Below are 900 nucleotides of genomic sequence, written 5' to 3'. Positions count from 1 at the left end.
GTGATGCCCTTCAGGATCTGCTCGCGCTGGCTTTCGGGCGCAGCCTGCGCGCGCTCCAGCGTCTGTTTGGTTTCTTCCATCCGGGCCTTGAGCCTATCCATCTGCGCCTGGCTGATGCCCTGAATACTCAGGCCCAATGCCGTTTGCTGCCCGGCGATGAGCTGGTCATACGTTTCATCCCATTGGCGGCTGCCGTACTGGGTAAAGGCCCCGGCGCCGACCGGCTCGCTGCCCGCTCTCAAGGCGCTGCCTTCGGCCTTGACAGCGCCCTCCACCAAAATCTGCGGCTTCAGGCTGATGCTGGCGGGCAGCCCTCTGGGCAAATCTTGCGGCTTGAGCGTCTGTCCGGGGCGCGCCTGGGGAATCAGCGCCTCAATGGCCCGCTGATCGGCATCGCTGGCCGCCACCCAGGCCAGCGTCAGCTTCTTGCCCGCCAGACTGGCCGTGTCCGCTTCAAATTGCAAGATGGGGCTGCCCTCGAGCACGGCGCTTTGCTTGTCGGGATAGATGGCGTATCTGAACCTGGCCTTGAGGCTGTCAGGAATGGCGCCGAAAGACTGGCTTCGGGCCTTGACTTCATAAGGCAGCGTAGCGGCAAAAAAGGGCAGGGGATCGATTTGCGCCGTGCGCTGGCCCAGCACCTGGCCGACAGTGCTTTGGCCGCCGTTTTGACGGTCGATATAGGTTTTGAGCCTTTGCTGATAGGCGCTGAGCTGGCCTTGCAAGGCGGCGGTGTTCAAGTGCTGCACCCAGCCCTCGGCCTCATTGACTTGCGCGCCTTGCCCGGCGGCGCTGATCAGGGCGGCCGCATCCAGCGGCACGGCCTGCTGAAGATCCATGCCGTCGCTGTAGGTGTATTGCTTGAAGCTGGCGTCCATGGGAATCCAGGCGTCGGGTGTG

At 63.6% G+C, this 900-nt stretch carries 1 pseudogene; it reads right to left on the bottom strand.

What is annotated here, in order from left to right:
• A pseudogene (locus tag QB898_RS13085) lies at window positions 1-900 on the bottom strand (transglutaminase); the annotation flags it as partial.

The sequence above is a fragment of the Ottowia cancrivicina genome (genome assembly GCF_029813755.1).
Taxonomy (GTDB): domain Bacteria; phylum Pseudomonadota; class Gammaproteobacteria; order Burkholderiales; family Burkholderiaceae_C; genus Ottowia; species Ottowia massiliensis.
Note: the sequence above shows the minus strand (reverse complement) of the source record. Positions and strands in the feature narration are given on the sequence as shown.